This window comes from Tenacibaculum sediminilitoris, from assembly GCF_964513795.1.
In the GTDB taxonomy this organism is placed as follows: Bacteria; Bacteroidota; Bacteroidia; order Flavobacteriales; family Flavobacteriaceae; genus Polaribacter; species Polaribacter sediminilitoris.
Genome location: NZ_CAZEQR010000050.1, coordinates 55,476 through 72,428, shown reverse-complemented (window position 1 = coordinate 72,428; position 16,953 = coordinate 55,476). Strand labels below are relative to the sequence as shown.

18 protein-coding genes are annotated in these 16,953 nt (G+C 32.5%); 7 read left to right on the top strand and 11 right to left on the bottom strand.

From position 1 onward, the window contains the following. Positions 1-5: 5 nt before the first annotated feature. Together ACKTSW_RS13255 and ACKTSW_RS13250 are read right to left on the bottom strand one after the other, a co-directional pair. Positions 6-1,163 (bottom strand): 5-(carboxyamino)imidazole ribonucleotide synthase, encoded by a 1,158-nt coding sequence (locus ACKTSW_RS13255; RefSeq protein WP_408025732.1) that lies wholly within the window; start codon positions 1,161-1,163, stop codon positions 6-8. A gap of 66 nt (positions 1,164-1,229) precedes the next feature. Then, complete coding sequence (locus ACKTSW_RS13250) at positions 1,230-1,640, bottom strand: Rieske (2Fe-2S) protein (RefSeq protein ID WP_408025731.1); 411 nt, start codon at positions 1,638-1,640, stop codon at positions 1,230-1,232. Between the two features lie 192 nt (positions 1,641-1,832). Here ACKTSW_RS13250 and greA point away from each other — a divergent pair, with 192 nt between their 5' ends. The 3 genes from greA to ACKTSW_RS13235 all read left to right on the top strand — a co-directional run bounded on the left by greA (position 1,833) and on the right by ACKTSW_RS13235 (position 3,745). Further along, a complete protein-coding gene (gene greA / locus ACKTSW_RS13245; protein ID WP_408025730.1) occupies positions 1,833-2,306 on the top strand; it encodes a transcription elongation factor GreA in 474 nt (157 codons plus the stop codon). 98 nt (positions 2,307-2,404) lie between these two features. Continuing rightward, on the top strand, positions 2,405-2,797 hold the full coding sequence (locus ACKTSW_RS13240; RefSeq protein WP_408025729.1) for an HIT family protein: 393 nt from the start codon (positions 2,405-2,407) through the stop codon (positions 2,795-2,797). A 66-nt stretch (positions 2,798-2,863) separates the two neighbouring features. Then, a complete protein-coding gene (locus tag ACKTSW_RS13235) occupies positions 2,864-3,745 on the top strand; it encodes a hypothetical protein (protein ID WP_408025728.1) in 882 nt (293 codons plus the stop codon). A gap of 21 nt (positions 3,746-3,766) precedes the next feature. Here ACKTSW_RS13235 and ACKTSW_RS13230 read toward each other — a convergent pair whose 3' ends face one another. After that, positions 3,767-4,915, bottom strand: a complete 1,149-nt coding sequence (locus tag ACKTSW_RS13230) for a sensor histidine kinase (RefSeq protein WP_408025727.1) — start codon at positions 4,913-4,915, stop codon at positions 3,767-3,769. A gap of 75 nt (positions 4,916-4,990) precedes the next feature. On the opposite strand from ACKTSW_RS13230, the gene ACKTSW_RS13225 reads away from it, so the two are divergent. Beyond that, on the top strand, positions 4,991-5,851 hold the full coding sequence (locus ACKTSW_RS13225; protein WP_408025726.1) for a flavin reductase family protein: 861 nt from the start codon (positions 4,991-4,993) through the stop codon (positions 5,849-5,851). Between the two features lie 7 nt (positions 5,852-5,858). Beyond that, positions 5,859-6,224, top strand: a complete 366-nt coding sequence (locus tag ACKTSW_RS13220; protein ID WP_408025725.1) for a DUF3127 domain-containing protein — start codon at positions 5,859-5,861, stop codon at positions 6,222-6,224. Positions 6,225-6,451: 227 nt separating this feature from the next. On the opposite strand, the gene ACKTSW_RS13215 is transcribed toward ACKTSW_RS13220, so the two are convergent. From ACKTSW_RS13215 to ACKTSW_RS13205, 3 genes are all read right to left on the bottom strand, one after another. Then, complete coding sequence (locus tag ACKTSW_RS13215) at positions 6,452-6,688, bottom strand: DUF1456 family protein (protein WP_408025724.1); 237 nt, start codon at positions 6,686-6,688, stop codon at positions 6,452-6,454. Positions 6,689-6,700: 12 nt separating this feature from the next. Beyond that, positions 6,701-7,336: a YqaA family protein gene (locus tag ACKTSW_RS13210; protein ID WP_408025723.1), complete on the bottom strand. Its 636-nt coding sequence runs from the start codon at positions 7,334-7,336 to the stop codon at positions 6,701-6,703. A 78-nt stretch (positions 7,337-7,414) separates the two neighbouring features. Continuing rightward, positions 7,415-8,971, bottom strand: a complete 1,557-nt coding sequence (locus ACKTSW_RS13205; RefSeq protein ID WP_408025722.1) for an NAD(P)/FAD-dependent oxidoreductase — start codon at positions 8,969-8,971, stop codon at positions 7,415-7,417. Between the two features lie 157 nt (positions 8,972-9,128). Between ACKTSW_RS13205 and ACKTSW_RS13200 the strand changes: the two genes are divergently transcribed. Together ACKTSW_RS13200 and aat are read left to right on the top strand one after the other, a co-directional pair. Further along, positions 9,129-10,508, top strand: a complete 1,380-nt coding sequence (locus ACKTSW_RS13200; RefSeq protein ID WP_408025721.1) for a short-chain fatty acid transporter — start codon at positions 9,129-9,131, stop codon at positions 10,506-10,508. 117 nt (positions 10,509-10,625) lie between these two features. Further along, entirely contained in the window at positions 10,626-11,249 is a 624-nt protein-coding gene (aat, locus tag ACKTSW_RS13195; RefSeq protein WP_408025720.1) for a leucyl/phenylalanyl-tRNA--protein transferase, read from the top strand. A gap of 150 nt (positions 11,250-11,399) precedes the next feature. On the opposite strand, the gene ACKTSW_RS13190 is transcribed toward aat, so the two are convergent. The 5 genes from ACKTSW_RS13190 to ACKTSW_RS13170 all read right to left on the bottom strand — a co-directional run bounded on the left by ACKTSW_RS13190 (position 11,400) and on the right by ACKTSW_RS13170 (position 16,797). Continuing rightward, positions 11,400-11,834, bottom strand: a complete 435-nt coding sequence (locus ACKTSW_RS13190) for a response regulator (protein WP_408025719.1) — start codon at positions 11,832-11,834, stop codon at positions 11,400-11,402. A gap of 6 nt (positions 11,835-11,840) precedes the next feature. Further along, positions 11,841-13,295 (bottom strand): PAS domain-containing sensor histidine kinase, encoded by a 1,455-nt coding sequence (locus ACKTSW_RS13185; RefSeq protein WP_408025718.1) that lies wholly within the window; start codon positions 13,293-13,295, stop codon positions 11,841-11,843. Positions 13,296-13,408: 113 nt separating this feature from the next. Continuing rightward, positions 13,409-14,386 carry an NAD(P)-dependent alcohol dehydrogenase gene (locus ACKTSW_RS13180; protein WP_408025717.1) on the bottom strand — a complete coding sequence of 326 codons (978 nt, stop codon included), beginning with the start codon at positions 14,384-14,386 and terminating at the stop codon, positions 13,409-13,411. 166 nt (positions 14,387-14,552) lie between these two features. Then, positions 14,553-15,656, bottom strand: coding sequence for a serine hydrolase domain-containing protein (locus tag ACKTSW_RS13175; protein WP_408025716.1), 1,104 nt, complete (start codon positions 15,654-15,656; stop codon positions 14,553-14,555). A gap of 169 nt (positions 15,657-15,825) precedes the next feature. Next, a complete protein-coding gene (locus ACKTSW_RS13170) occupies positions 15,826-16,797 on the bottom strand; it encodes an acyl-CoA thioester hydrolase/BAAT C-terminal domain-containing protein (protein WP_408025715.1) in 972 nt (323 codons plus the stop codon). Between the last annotated feature and the right edge of the window lie 156 nt (positions 16,798-16,953).

Below are 16,953 nucleotides of genomic sequence, written 5' to 3'. Positions count from 1 at the left end.
AGAGGTTATTTTGCTATAACTTTAATAGTTTCTTTTACTTGTTGAGCAATTTTTCTCGCTTCATTTATATCTTCATTCACAATAGTTACGTGCCCCATTTTACGAAAAGGTTTGGTTGTCTTTTTTCCGTAGATGTGAGGAGTTACTCCATCAATCTTTAAAATTTTTTCAATATTTTCATATACTACATCGCCAATATAGCCTTCTGCACCTACTAAATTCACCATGATTCCAGCAACTTTACTTTCAGTACTACCTAACGGAAGGTTTAAAATACTGCGTAAGTGTTGTTCGAATTGACTGGTGTAACTTGCTTCAATAGAATAATGCCCAGAGTTGTGAGTTCTTGGAGCAGCTTCGTTTACTAAGATATTGTCATCTTCAGTTTGAAACATTTCCACAGCTAATAACCCAACAAAATCAAAAGTATCAGCAACTTTTAATGCAATTTCGCGTGCTTTTTTGGCAACAGTATTTTCAATTCTTGCAGGGCAAATTACATATTCTACCTGATTGGCTTCTGGATGAAATTCCATTTCAACTACTGGGTAGGTTTTGGTTTCTCCGTTTGTATTTCTAGCAACAATGACTGCTAATTCATTTTTAAAAGGAATTAGTTTTTCAGAAATACATTCATCAGTAGGTAAACTTTCTAAATCGTTGATAGAACGAACTATTTTTACACCATTACCGTCATATCCAAATCGAGCAGATTTCCATACAAAAGGAAACGTAACCGCTTCGTTACTAATAGCGTGTTTTAACTCTTCTAAAGAAGTAAATCTCGAAAAATCAGCTGTTGGTATATTGTTGTCGTGATAAAACACTTTTTGATGTGCTTTATTTTGAATAGTTCTCAAGTTTTTAGGCTTCGGAAAAATAGTTAACCCTTCAGCTTCTAAAGTGTCTAAAGCGTCAATATTTACGTTTTCAATTTCTATGGTTAACAAATCTACTTGTTTTCCAAAGTTGTAAACAGTATCATAATCTAGTAAATCTCCTTGATGAAATTCGTTACATATCTGAGCGCAAGGAGCATCAGCATTTCCGTCTAGAATAACAGTATAAATATCGAATTTTTGGGTTTCTGTAAGTAACATTCTTCCTAATTGGCCTCCTCCTAGAACACCCAATTTAAAGTTTGAAGAAAAGTAGTTTTTCACGATAAATGTGTTAATTGTGTTGTTGTTGCTGCAAAAATAAGAATCTAATTGTTAGTACAAATAGTATTAACGAGATATTCTTAACTGATTGTTGCTAATAGGAGTTACAAAATACATTAACGCATTACAGCCATCACCATTTAATGGAGTGCCTCCTGAAAGGTAATTGTACTTCTTATCATCACAAGGGCAGTTAATTTCTACTCCGTTAAAGGTCATTAAAGAGCTACAATTTCTTTCTGGACATTGTTGATCAAAAGCTTTGTAACCAGAAGTTCCTGTTCTAAAAATAAAAACATTTCTTCCTTGTATAATGTTTTGCGATTCCCCTCCAGGGACTAATAGACCACTAAATTCAGGGAGAGACAAATCAATAATAGCATTCATCTTTACTCCAGAAAAACAATTGTTAATAGGAGTGTTATCACTACAGTTAAAACAAATTATAACAAGAAATAAATAAACTATTTTTTTCATTTTTTAGTATAGAAGTTGTTATTGTAACGCAACGAAGTTACAAATATTTTGTACATTTGTAACACAATCTCATCCCTAACGGCGTGGGATTTTTAAATTTAACCCACAGGGTTCTAGGAAGAAAAGTTATACACTTCTACAAAACGTTAAGAAAAGTGTATAAATTTAGTTGGTTTTAAAAAGAGAGAAGAGATGAGTAATGTATCATATTATACGGAAGAAGGATTAAAGAAGCTTAAAGAAGAGTTGGCGCATTTAGAACAGGTTGAAAGACCACGTGTTTCTCAAGAAATAGCAGATGCTCGTGATAAAGGAGATTTAAGTGAGAATGCAGAATACCATGCTGCAAAGGAAGAGCAATCGTTATTAGAAACAAAAATAGCGAAGCTAAAAAATGTAGTGGCAAATGCTCGTGTTATTGATGAAAGTCAATTAGATATGTCAAAAATCTTAATTCATTCAATAGTTAAAATTAAAAATTTAGTTAACGGAATGGAGTTTACCTATACACTCGTTGCAGATAGCGAAAGTGATGTAAGAAACGGAAAGTTATCTGTTAATTCACCAATAGGTAAAGGTTTGTTAGGAAAAAAAGTAGGCGATATGGTTGAAATACAAGTACCTAATGGTGTTATGAAGTTTGAGATTATGGAGATTTCTCGATAAGAAAAAATAAAGATAAAAGAGCAAATATTTATTCGGGTTTTGGCATCGCTAAAACCCGAATTCTTTTTTATTTTTACTGTAAAATTAAATAAAACAATATGGCAAGTGTTTTTACGAAGATTATAAACGGAGAAATTCCATCATACAAAATAGCAGAAGATAAAAACTATTTTGCTTTTTTAGATATCAATCCAAATGCTAAGGGGCATACCTTGGTAATTCCTAAACGTGAAGAAAATAAATTATTTGACTTATCGAAAGAAGAGTATGATGGATTAATGTCTTTCTCTTACAGAGTAGCCAAAGCGATTGAAAAAACAATTCCGTGTGAACGCGTAGGAATGAGTGTAATTGGCTTAGAGGTACCTCATGTGCATGTACATTTAATTCCATTGCAAACAATGGAAGATATTCGCTTTGTAAAGAAAGAAAAACTAACAAATGAAGAGTTTGTAGCTGTTGCAGAAGAAATTGCTAAGAATTTTGAGTAACTGAGTTATCATTATTTTAACGAGATTATAAATACTTAACATTAAGTGACCAAATAAGAAAAAATAATGCTGAAAACTATCATACCTATTTTATTAATACTTACTATACTATTTAGTTCTTGTCAATTTAATCAATCAGTGAATAAAGATTTAATAACAGGAGCATATTCAAGAGGAGATGGGGTAGGATCTGATGATGTAATTATAGAAATTAATGGAGAAGTTGAAAAAAGCAATAAATTTGTTTTTGGCGAAAAGGTAAATTTAGTTTTTAATAATGTTACTGGTTTAACAAAATTTGATGAAAAGACTTTCCCAGGGCTTTCGATGTATATTATTAAAAATAAAAAAGATACAGTACTCTCTAACCATGATTTACTTGAAAACATAAATGATGGAACAGTGCTTTTTCCTCTTAAATTACAAGCTAATTTTAGAGCATCATTACCATATCAGAATAATGAAAAGTATAAGGTTTATGTTGAAATATGGGATAAAAAAGGAGATGGGAAATTTAATTATGAATTACCATTTACCATAAAAGAAAACGATTTACTCAAAATAACAAGTAATAAGATTGAGTATACAAACATTTATTTGTGGAATGAGACACTTAAACAACCTGTTTTTAATAAGAATATAAGTCTAGATCATTTATTTTTTTTAATAATTGAGGGAGCAAAAGGTTTAGAATTAAGTGCGAATAAAGTTTTTCCTATTTTTTCACTTGAACTTTCAGATAGTAAAGGAGGTGAAATTACTTCTAACCCTAACCTATTAAGTACTTATGAGGATGGAGTTGCTCCTGAAGACTTAGAAAACCAATTAGCAGTTAAAATTAGCTTTTCTAAAGGAAGGATAAATAATCCATGTAAGTTAACGGCTAAATTAAAAGATAAAAACTCATCAAAAGAAATTACTGTAACAACAGAGTTGATGATAAAATAATCTTAAACAAGAGTAGTAATTTTAAACCTTATTCAATAAAACTTCAAAAGTAGTTCCTTTTCCTAGTTCAGATTTTAGTACGTGTATTCTTCCGTTGTGGTAATCCTCAATAATACGTTTAGAGAGGGACAAACCAAGTCCCCAACCGCGTTTTTTTGTAGTGAATCCTGGGGTGAATACCTGTGAAAATTGTGTTCTAGGAATTCCTTTTCCTGTATCGGAAACTAAAATTTTTACATTTTTAGAGCTTTCATTAATACTAACAGATAAACTTCCTTTGCCTTGCATAGCATCAATGGCGTTCTTAATTAAATTTTCTATTACCCAACCATATAACTCGGTATTTAGATTGGTACAAATTTCTTCTGCTTCCGAAGTAAAAGAGAAAGAAATTTGTTTAGAGCTTCTGTTTTCTAGATAATCAAAAGCAGCCCTGGTAATTGATACAATGTTATAGGGTCTTAACTCAGGAAGTGATCCTATTTTAGAAAAACGATTAGCAATGGTGTTTAAACGTTTTACATCTTTTTCAATCTCATCAACATATTCACTACTTATATTTTCAGCACGTAAAATAGCGATCCAACCTAATAATGAAGAAAGAGGAGTTCCTATTTGATGTGCCGTTTCTTTAGCCATTCCTGTCCACAATTTATTTTGTTCAGCAACTTTATTAGATTTGTAGACCATATACATAATGGTAAGGAAGAACCCTAATATTAATACTAAAGCAAGTGGATAGTATTTTAGTTTGTATAAAAGATCTGAATTTCGATAGTAAATATATTCCTTAACATTTAAGTACTCAACCAAAATGGGGTCATTTTGATTTTTCATAGTAGCAAGTTGTTTCTGAAGGTATTTAGGATCTTTAGATTTGATAGTGTCTAAATTATTAAACTCTTTAATAGTACCATTTTCATATATAGAAATAGTTGGTATATTTTCTATTGTTTGGTATACTTTGTTTACCAAATTAAAATTACCATCAGAATCAGGGTTAGATGCAACTTCTTTAATCGCAGTAGCATAAATTTCCATTTTTGCACGTTCATCTTTTTTAAATTTTTGAAAAAATACATAAGTATTCCATAAAATAAATAAAACGATAAGTAAGGAAATACTAATTGCAATTCGCTTTACCCAATAAGTATTTGTAAAAAAAGTCATTAATCAAATATAAACTATTCTATAGAATAACTAAATTTATAAATAGGTAGTATATTTACAATAAATTTATATAGAATGTTATCAATTAATCCTAAAGATATACCAACTTCTAAATTACATGGGTATTTATTAGGAGCTGTAGCTCCAAGACCTATCGCCTTTGCAAGTACTATTGACGCCGAAGGAAACCCAAATTTATCACCATTTAGCTTTTTTAATGTATTTGGAGCAAACCCTCCAATTATGATTTTTTCTCCAGCACGTAGTGTAAGAGAAAACAAAACGAAACATACCTTAGATAATGCAGAAGCAACCAAAGAGGTAGTAATTAATATTGTAAATTACGATATTGTACAGCAGATGTCGCTAAGTAGTACTATGTATCCGAAGGGAGTAAATGAGTTTGTAAAAGCAGGCTTTACTATGTTGCCTTCAGATGAAGTAAAACCATTTAGGGTAGCTGAGTCTCCTGTACAATTTGAATGTAAAGTGAAAGACATAATTTATACAGGTAAAGAAGGAGGAGCAGGGAACTTAATTATATGTGAAGTAGTAAAACTACATGTAAATGAAGATGTACTGGCAGAAGATGGTAGTATAGATCAATACAAAATAGACTTAGTAGCAAGAGCAGGAGGAAGCTATTATAGTAGAGCAAGAGATGGTTTTTTTGAAATACCAAAACCCTTATCTACACTAGGAATTGGAGTTGATGAAATACCAACAGAAATTAGAAACAGTAATGTATTAACTGGGAATAATTTAGGTATGTTAGCTAATGTAGAACAGCTACCTACAGAAGAAACTGTTAATAACTTTGCAAAAGAACATTCACAATTTGTGGGGATTTCAACTGAAAAAAAACATATTTTTGCACAAGAGTATTTACAAAATAATGATGTAGAAAGCGCTTGGAAGGTGCTTTTAATTAAATAGATTAGAAATGGAAGTAATAGGGAAAATTAAATTAATTAACGAAACGCAAACATTTGGATCTAATGGGTTTAGAAAGCGTGAAATGGTCGTAACTACTGATGAGCAATATCCTCAAATGATAATGATTGAGTTTGTTCAAGATAAATGTGATTTATTAAACAGTTATCAAGTAGGACAAGATGTAAAGGTTTCTATTAATTTAAGAGGAAGAGAGTGGATTAATCCACAAGGAGAAGCAAAGTATTTTAATTCTGTTCAAGGATGGAGAATTGAAAACCTTGCACAAGGAGCTCCTCAAAATATTCCACCAGCTGACCAATTTGAGCCAGCTCCAGATTTATCTGCAAACGAACCAGATGATTTACCTTTCTAAGAGTAGTTAGGTAATGAGAATACAAAAAAGAGTGCAAAATTTTGCACTCTTTTTCTTTTTGCGGAAAACAACATTTATACTTGCAGACATCCCTTTTTGTACACCGAGAAACTAAGATATATTTGTAACATCATTCGGTGTTTATTGAATGTGGAATTTGAAGGGGAAATAAAAACCTTCCGGTTTTTAAACCAGAAGGTTTTTTAATTATATAGCTTACTGTGTAGTTATTTTTTATCAGGCATTGGACCCCTTAAGTGAATAATTAATCCGTTTAAAAAATTACGTAAAAACTGATCGCCGCACTCCATATATTTAGGATGATCTTCTTTCCTGAAAATAGCATTAATTTCCGATTTAGAAACTTTAAAGTCTGCTAAAGCACAAATTTCAATAATATCAGTATCCCTTAATTTATGTGCTACACGTAGCTTTTTAAAAATGTCGTTATTAGTTAGTCCCATAATTGTTTTAAGTTAATTTACTACCGAAAAAATAGCCCATGCATAAATGGCAAAACGAGCAAAACGAAATAAGCCTACAAAAACTACATTTTTAAAAGGGTATTTAATCATACCGGCTGTTAAACAGCTAATAGCAAAAGGAAGCGGTAAAAGTGCTCCTACTAAAATTAAAAAACCTCCCCATTTACTGGTGTTTTTAAGGTTCTTAGCCATTTTTACTTCTAAATAGTTTCTTACAGAATTAATTTTTAAAGAAGCTCTTCCTATAAAATAAGCACATAACCCACCTAGGTAAGATAATGTAGCTAAAATAGAAAGGTTTACAATAGGATCTTCTGTTTTTTTAGACCAAGCAATAAAAATTTCAGGTGGAATTAATCCTAAAATAGTTTCTGAAATAAAAAAAGTGGTTAAAACTCCAACTCTCGAAAAAGTTTCAGTCATGTTTTGTAAGCCTTCATTAATATTGTAAACATACTTGTTAAATAATAACAATCCAACAACTACCCCTATAATTGGCCAAAAAGCTTTTTTTAAGCTAACCCAAATAAACATGTAAAAACCTGTGCGATTATAATAGTTGTGTAAACGTTTATAATGCGGTTTGTCTATTTTCTTTTTATTATTTTTTTTGTTCTTTTTACTCATCGCAAAAAAGCCTCTAATTTTAGGAACTGCAAAAGTACGAGGTAATTAGAAATTACACCAACAAATATTTGTTAATTATTATAGGTTTTCAATGGCAGCTTCTGCACAACGTTCCCCATCCATAGCAGCCGAAATAATCCCTCCAGCATAACCACCACCTTCACCACAAGGAAAAAGACCTTTTATTTGTGGATGCTCTAAGTTTTCTTTTCGTGGAATATTTACAGGTGATGAGGTTCTAGATTCTACCCCAACAATATTTGCTTCCGCAGTATAATACCCATGCATTTTTTGTCCGAAAGCAGCAAAACCTTTACGTAATCTGCTTCCAATTAATTTAGGAAGTAAAGAATGTAGCGGAGAAGAATTTAACCCTGGTTGATACGAAGAATCATTTAATGAAGAAGAAAGTCTACCTTCTACAAAATCTGTTAAACGTTGTGCTGGGGCAACTTGACTTTTTCTTCCAGCGTTAAAGGCTAGTTTTTCTAAGTCTTTTTGATATTGTAAGCCTTTTAAAACTCCATATTTTTCATACTTCGGTAAGTCTTTATCTACATTAATTTCAACCACAATACCAGAGTTCGCAAACTTGTTATTACGACGCGATGGTGACATTCCGTTCACCACAACTTCCCCATTGGCTGTTGCTGCAGGAACGATGAACCCGCCCGGACACATACAGAATGAATACACTCCACGGTTTCCAACTTGATGTACTAAACTATACGCAGCAGCAGGCAATAACTCATCACGTTGACCTGAACAACTATACTGAATTTGATCGATGATTTCTTGCGGGTGCTCTACACGAACCCCCATAGCAAACGATTTTGCTTTTAACAAAATATCTTTTTTATGCAGTAGTTCGTATATGTCTCTTGCTGAATGACCTGTAGCTAAAATCACAGCATTTACAGCCATTTCAGAACCATTTTGTACTTGTATGGCCTGTAGTTTATTGTTTTTAACAACAAAATCGGTAACACGGGTTTCAAAATGAATTTCGCCACCATGTTTTAAAATCGTTTCACGAATGTTTTGAATAATTTTCGGAAGTTTGTTGGTTCCAATATGCGGATGCGCATCTACCAAAATTTGATCGGTAGCTCCGTGATATACTAAGTTTTCAAATATTTTGCGAACATCACCACGTTTTAAACTTCGAGTGTATAACTTCCCGTCAGAATACGTACCGGCACCACCTTCACCAAAACAATAGTTAGAGTCTGGGTTTACTTCATGAAATTGGTTAATAGCACGTAAATCTCTACGACGATCTTGTACATTTTTACCACGCTCTAACACAATAGGTTTGTAGCCTAATTCAATACAACGAAGTGCTGCATACATTCCCGCAGGACCAAAACCTACAATATGAATTTCTTTGGCATTCGACACATCTTTATATTCAAAAATGTAGTCAGAAGTATCAGGTTGCGGTTCGTTAATATAAACTGCTACTTTGTAGTTGAAAACAACTTCTTTTTTACGTGCGTCAATCGATTTACGCAACACTTTTATACTAGTAATATCAGCAATGTTAATACCTAGTTTTTTAGCAGCTTTTAGCTGCAATATATTGTCTTTACGTTCTTCTACTAAATTAACACGTAATTGAAGTTCTTTTACCATGCTGCAAAGCTAGTTAAAAAAACAATTTACTCCCTCAATGAGATTTAAATACTATAGTAGATTAAGAGAAATATTTCAAGTTTTATCTTATAACTATAAACTTGTTCTAAAATAATTTATCGCTATTTGATTATTTTAGCAAATCAAACCCTACACTATGAAAATTACACAGGTTATAGAAAATGTTTTTAAAAAATATTTACCCTCACCTTTTACCATCGCCATATTATTAACACTGGTAACTCTTTTATTAGCACTGTTTTTTACAAAACCAGAAGAGAGCTCAGTAGTTAATTATTCTTTAGAGGTGTTACAATTTTGGGAAAACGGAATTTGGTCTAACGGATTGTTGGTTTTCGCCTACCAAATGATGTTGATTTTGGTGTTAGGGCATGTATTGGTGTTGAGTAAACCTGTGAGTAATTTAATTTTAAGAGTAACAAAGTATTGTACTAATACTGCAAATAGCGCTGCTATTGTAAGTTGTACAACCATGTTGGTGGCATTTTTTAATTGGGGGTTAGGACTCATCTTTGGAGCTTTGTTGGCGCGTAAAGTAGCAGAACATGCACAACAACATAATATCAAACTAAATTATCCAATTATTGGAGCGGCAGGTTATATGGGATTGATGGTTTGGCATGGAGGAATTTCAGGTTCTGCACCAATAAAAATTAACGAGAGCGGACATATAAAAAGTATTATGCAATCGGTTTCTTCGGATGAGATTTTAGCTCAAATACCGGATGTGATTGATTATTCTCAAACTATTTTTAGTTGGTGGAATTTGTTGATTTTTTTGGTGGTGGTAATTACAGTATCTGCAACTTTTTATTTCTTAGGAAAAAAAGCAAATCCTACAGCGATTCACTTACCAGAATATAAAATGCATACAGATGAAAAAGCAACTACCCAAGCAGAAAAACTAGATAGTTCTAAATGGTTAGCCATTGCTTTTGGTGTTTTGATTTTAGTAGCATTTGGTTATCGTTATTGGGCAGATATTCAGCAATTAAAAATTACGCCTAACCTAATTAATTTTTTTATGCTTGGGTTGGGAATTATTCTTCATGGAAGTTTTAAAAAGTTTACCAATGCTGTTGGAGAGTCGATTAGTGATGTTTCTGGGATTTTAATTCAGTTTCCGTTGTATTTTGGTATTATGGGTGTGATGAAAAGTACGGGGATGGTTATTTTAATTTCTGATTTTTTCGTGTCGATAGCAACTGCAACGACATTACCAATATTTACGTTTTTTAGTGCTGGTTTGGTCAATATTTTTGTACCGAGTGGAGGAGGGCAATGGGTTGTACAAGGGCCTATTGTTGTAGAAAGTGCGTTAAAATTAGGGGTTCCGTTGCCTAAGGCAATTATGGCACTAGCATACGGAGACCAAATAACCAATATGTTACAGCCTTTTTGGGCATTACCCTTATTAGGAATTACAAAACTAAAGGCAAAAGAAATTTTACCCTATACCTTAATAGCAATGGTGGTAGGCAGTGTAATTTATTTGTTAGGACTAACATTGTTTTAGGAATAAATTGAGAAAATGCCAGTGAACTTTGCTGATGGCGACTATACTTTGTTTTATTGATAAAACTTTTATGTTGAGTTCACGGATATAGTATTTTTGTAAAAAAGAATGTAACGAATGATTTGGCTTTCTGAAAAAATAGAATTTCCTCCGTATGAGTTGGCTACTGATGATGGTTTACTGGCTTTGGGCGGTGATTTATCGGTTGAGCGATTGGTGTATGCCTACCAACATGGGATTTTTCCGTGGTTTAATGAGGGTGAGCCGATTGTTTGGTATTCTCCATGGGAGCGTATGGTGTTGTTTCCTGAGGAAGTGAAGATTTCCAAATCGATGAAACAAGTATTGAGAAAAGGTGGTTTTACCATAACAGAAAACAAAGCTTTTGATGAGGTAATTTTTAATTGCCGACATATTAATCGTTTTGACCAATTAGGTACTTGGATTACCGATGAAATGGAAGATGCTTACATAAACCTTCACGACAAAGGCTATGCAAAATCTATTGAAGTATGGATGGATGACAAATTGGTAGCAGGTTTGTACGGAGTAGATTTAGGAAACGGGGTGTTTTGTGGCGAGAGTATGTTTAGTAAAGTAAGCAATATGAGTAAAGTTACTTTTACTCATTTAGCTCAAAAAGGTGGTTATAAACTCATCGATTGCCAAGTATATAACGACCATTTAGCAAGTTTAGGTGCAAGAGAAATTCCTAGAGAGGAGTTTTTAAAGTGGTTGTGAACGTTGAGTATATGTAAAGTAGGCGATTGCGGACATAAAACTTATCAAACCGTTATAATTCGAAAGCGGGATATGCCCCCTGAATTTAATACAATCTCGCCTGTTTTGTATATACATTGTAGTGGGTATGTGCCTAAGTAAAATATATGTTTAGGCATCTTGTGGAAAAAACTTGTATATGATTTCTTCTAACTTTTGAACTGTAAGCGGTTTATTAATAAACTCAACCAAATCTCCTTTTGAATTAGCTCGGTTTATATCATCAGGGTTATTACTCGCGGACAACATAGCAATTACGTGTTGAGTTTTTAGATCTTCGTTTAGGTTTTTATATTCATCAAGAAACTGCCAGCCATTCATTAATGGCATATTTATGTCAAGAAAAATTAAACCAGGCTGAGGAGAGCATTTATTATAGTGATATTTTCCTGAACAAGTAAGATATTCTAAACCTAGTTTACCATTAAGTGCAACTTCTACATGAACATCAATTTTTAATTTCTCTATAAGCTTAATATTGAGATAATTGTTTATTTCCTCATCATCAATTAGTAAAATACAATCTAAACCTTTTATTTTTCTCATGTCAATTTATTTAACAGCTAAAGTGAAATAAAATATACTGCCTTTCCCTACCTCTGAATCGGCCCATATATTACCATTATGGAGTTCGACGATTTTTTTACAATGAGCTAACCCAATGCCTACCCCTGAATATTCATTGCGAGCATGCAAGCGCTGAAATAATAGAAATATTTTATCCTTTTGGTCTAATGGTATACCTATACCATTATCTCTTATAGCGAATTGCCATAAGTTATTGACATGTTTTGCAGAAATATGGATTTTTGGCGGAATTGTTGAATTCCTATATTTAATTGCATTGCTTATTAAATTTTGAAATAACAAATGAATCTCAAGCTCATAAGCTTTTATTTTTGGCAGGTTTTCTACAATAATATTAGCTTCATGCTTTTTGATTGAAGACTCTAAATCACTTAGAACATTTTTTACAAGTAGGTTAAAATCAACTTCAACGGATTCTACATTTTTACCTAAACGAGCATAGTCTAATAATCCTTTTATAAGTTCCTTCATGCGGGTTACTGATTGATCCATAAAATTTAATTTCACAATCAAGTTTTCATCAATATTATTTTCTTCATCATCCATTATTAATGAAATAAGGCCTTGGATAGAATTTAATGGTTCACTTAAATCATGAGATGCTATATAAGTAAACTGTTCCAATTCCTGATTCTTATGTTCGATGCTTTTTGTATATTCTTTGAAAGCTTCTTCATTCTTTTTCCTTTCTGTAATGTCAATTATTGATGCAAGGACAAATTGGCTATCCTTTTTTGGAATAAGGTTTAGTCCAATTTCAATAGGGATTTCTATTCCATCCTTTTTTAGGGCGAAAAGATCTCTTCCAGCTCCCATTGCTCTTGATGTAGGTTTTTTATAAAAGCTAGTTCTGTGATTTGAGTGGTTTTCTTTAAATCTATCTGGTACTAACAATTCCATTTTTTGACCAATAAGTTCATCTCGACTATATCCGAAAAGTAATTCGGTTTGTTTGTTTATCATTATTATTAGACCACGATTATCAACCATTATCATTGCATTGGGTGCTGATTCAACAACTAAACGAAATTGTTCATCTGCTTTTTTTCGATCTGATATATCAATAATTGCAGCAAGAACAAGTGTTCCATCAACTGTAACTAACGGATTTAATCCTATTTCGACAGGAAAGGTGACACCATTTTTCTTTAAGGCATATAACTCCCTATTCTCACCCATTTGTCTGCTTTTGGGATTTACAAAAAACTCTTTTATATAAGCAGGATGGTTTGAACTTTTATTTTGAGGGATTAAGATGCCAATATCTTGTCCAATCAATTCATTCTTTTTATAAAGAAATAATTTTTCGGAAAAATTATTGAGGTAAGCTATTTTTCCATAATTATTAACAACAATTAAAGCCGTTGGAGTAGCTTCAACCATTAATTGAAAACTAAGCTCATTGTGTTTAATTTCCATTATTGATAGATTGCTTGTTTTGCTAAGGACAATGTACAATTTAATTTAGAAAAAAAGTGTTATTTGAATACTATAATTCAGCATTACCCACAACGGTTTAGCTAAACTGTGTTTCAATGCAGTTTAGATTTTGTTGGGTATTCGTTATTATTATATTGAATATTTATAATCACTTTACCGGGTGCGTGTCCTTTACTTATATAGTCCATTGCTTCTGCTGCCTTTTCAAGGGCATAACGCTTATGAATGATCGCTCTAATTTTCCCTTGATCCAATAATTTTGCAACGTATTCTAAATCTTTTGGATTAGATTTTGCGAAAAGAGGTTTCATTATCTTCCCTCCAAAAGACAATATCCAACCAAAAAAAATAGATTTTAATATCTGTGGTAGTGTGCCGCCTACCATAACAAATATGCCCTTTGAATTAAGAATCCGCCTATATCCTAATAAGGGATAACTGCCGTTGATTGCTACAATGAGGTCGTAGCGAATGCTGCCTTTGGTAATATCTTCTTTCGTATAATCTATTACTTCATCTGCTCCCAAAGAAGTTGATTGTTCTATGTTTTTAGAGCTACATACAGCAGTGACTTTTGCACCAAAATATTTAGCGAGTTGCAATGCAAAGATTCCAACGCCACCTGAACTACCAACAATTAGCACGTTTTGTCCCTTCTGAATATTGCCTTTATCTCGCAATGCTTTTAGAGCGGTTGTTGCAGCCACAGGCAATGTTGCAGAATCTTCAAAGGATGTGTTTGGTTGTTTGTGGATAAAAGCTTTTTCTGGGGCTACAGCGAATTCTGCTAATCCTCCAAAGCCAAAATCTGTGAGGTCTCCAACTACTTCATCTCCAGATTTCAGATGTTTGATGTTTTTTCCCACTAACTCTATTGTGCCAGATACTGCTGATCCAAATATTCTTTTCTTTGGAATCATTCCCATTTTCATTGAACGGTAGTCCGCAGCATTTAACGATACTGATGAAACTTTCAGCAAGACTTCATTGTCCTTGGGTATAGGTTTTTCAACCTCTTTGATTTGCAGTCTGAAGGGTAAGTGTTTCTTGTTATATACTATTGCTTTCATTAGAGTATAAGTGTTCCGTTGGTTTTGTCTAATGATATCCAACGTGTTTGTATATGTTTTAGGCTCCTAATTTAGCAAATACAAACAAAATAGAAAATCCGCGAAGATTTTCATAAGTAGGCTAGAACTAGCAATAAATTATATACGGTGTTATCTGTAGTATTTTTTATTTTTTTGTATTCAAGAATTCGTTTAAAAAAGCCATTGCAAATTTAGAGTTCAATACATTTCCTTTTCCCAAATCAAATGGTTGACTTAAATTTTGGCTGTTTGCTAAAATTACTAAAGTCAAATCCTTTTCAAGAACTTTTAAGTATAGACCAGAATAGGCGTTTGGTTGTAACCCATAGTGCCAAACCAAAGTGTATCCATTATATTTCTGTGTAAACCAACCATAACCATAAGGCGAAAGACTTTTGTTTGCCAACTCAAATGGTTTCAGCACTTTCTCTCTACTTTTTTTTGAGATAATTTCATTATTGTCAAAAGCTCTGTCAAAGAGTAATAAGTCATTAGCAGAAAAGACAAGACCTGCACCTGCATTTAAGTCTAGGTCTGGGAATTCAACTTTTTGAAAATTTCCGTTATCGTCAATTTTATAAGGTAAGGCAATTTTATCCAAGATTGTTTTTTTTGATTTGTCTAACTGCGAGGGTGCTGAATTTTGTAAATTCAGTTTTTTAATTACTAAACTGTCAACCCATTTATCAAATTTTTGATGCGTGACATTCTCTACAACGTCAGAGAGCATTCCATAGAGAAATCCATTGTATTTATAATTTGTTCCGGGAATATTTTCAGCAGTATGAGATAGATGATGTTTTAGCAAGATATCATCACGTTCTGGCTGATATTTATTTAAGAGAAATGAATATTCTGGCATTTCTTCGTTAAAATATCCAAGTATTCTTGTACAGCTGCCTATATAGTCTGGATAATAATCTTTTATTTTCCAATTTAAATCAATTTTTCCTTCTTCGGTCAGATGCATAAAGATTGTTGAAAAAATCGGTTTAGTTAATGAAGCTATTCGTAAAGGTGTATCTCCTGTCATTGGAATTTTTTGCTCAACGTTAGCCAGTCCAAAACCTTTGATTAATTGTATTGAATCATTAATAGAAATTCCTACACTAATTCCAGGAATTTTATATTCTGTTCGTAAAGAATCAACTTGCTGTTCAAATCGTGCAATATTATTTACTTCAAATTTTTCTTGTGATTTACAGGAAACAAATAGAATGACGCAAAAGAGTAAAATTAATTTATTCATTGTCGGTTTATTATATTGCAGTTAACGTGTTTGTGTATGGTTAGTTGCGTGTTTAAGCAACTAATTTAGCAAACAAATCACAGATAGAAAATTCCAGCAGAATTTTCGTAAGTCGGAAGTGAACTAGCAATTACTTATGGCCATTGTTAGCAACTGCCTTTTTAAAGTTTTATATTCCATCTAAAAATTCCATTAACTTCATTTTCGCATCTTTCTTCGCTTTGTAATCTCCATCATCAGTTCCACCAAATTCATATTCGAATTCCCTTCCTCCAAGATTTATTTTTCCAGTTCTAAGGTCTGTTTTTTGTTCGGGATTTCTTGAAATTAGATGCCCTGCATTTTCATATTGAATATTTTTAAGGGCATACTTGAAATTATTTTCTTCTAGTCTTTTTTCAATCATATCAGCCATCTTTGCGGATGGCCATACCTTATCATCAATTCCAGAAAAGAGTAAAATAGGTCCTGTTATGAATTCTACCTTTATAAAAGCGTTATCAACTAAATCAGTTTTAGATAAGCCCTTTTCCCAATAACCTATCATTTCAACTTTGTTAGACTTATTTCCAGAAATTTTATCCATAGGTATATATGGAATATCAATCCCTTTGTATTTCCAACTTGGTTTCAATTCATTCGAATTATAGGGTAGAACTGTGTTTGACCAAGAAACAGAACTGGGTGAATAAGCGATAACTCCTTTTATAAAATTAGTAAAAATTGAAGCGATGACTAATGCTAATTCGGCATTTCGTGATGCTCCCATTACAATTATCTTTTCAGAATTAACTTCTTTTTGTGCTCCTAGCCACTCTATTGCATTTTTAAAGTATTTTAAATCAATATCTTCGGGTAGTTTCGGTAATCCCTCTATTCCAGTATATGGCAATGATAATGCGACCATTTCTTTATTCGAAAATTCCTGTGCCCAATAATCTCCCCATTGTCCACCTCCAATTAGAACAACTGCAGTTTTATTGGTCAAGTCACCTTTAGCGAAGTATTTTGCTTGAAAGCCATTCTCGTTTATAGCCTTTGGTCTTACCCCATCGAATAAAATGGAATCAGCTATTAAATACCCTGCAATGAGAATTATAATAATTGAAAATGGGATAATATATTTTCTTTTTTTCGACATTTATGTTCAGGTTGTTTGGTAACGGTCTTGTGTATGAAACGTAGCGTATAAATAAACGCTAGCTTTTCGGATTTAGCACGAGCCGAATTTTTTGTTTTTATGTTTAATTTTCTTTTTTAAATATAACCAAATAAAAAATTTGGCGTACTTTTTAAA